This is a genomic window from Thermus sp. FJN-A, assembly GCF_054655095.1.
Window position 1 is genome coordinate 1 of record NZ_BAAHSC010000160.1, and the last position, 238, is coordinate 238.

1 protein-coding gene is annotated in these 238 nt (G+C 63.9%); it reads left to right on the forward strand.

What is annotated here, in order from left to right; all coding sequences use genetic code 11:
• Positions 1-238, forward strand: a 238-nt coding sequence (locus tag ACYQ0J_RS00820; protein WP_460170296.1) for an EF-Tu C-terminal domain-related protein, incomplete at both ends; no start/stop codon positions are given.

Below are 238 nucleotides of genomic sequence, written 5' to 3' on the forward strand. Positions count from 1 at the left end.
GGCGGGGGGCCGGCACACGGGGTTTTTTTCTGGGTACCGGCCGCAGTTTTACTTTCGGACGACGGATGTGACGGGGGTGGTGGAGTTGCCCCAGGGGGTGGAGATGGTGATGCCTGGGGACAATGTGACGTTTACGGTGGAGCTGATCAAGCCGGTGGCGTTGGAGGAGGGCTTGCGGTTTGCCATTCGTGAGGGTGGGCGGACCGTGGGTGCCGGCGTGGTCACCAAGATCCTGGAG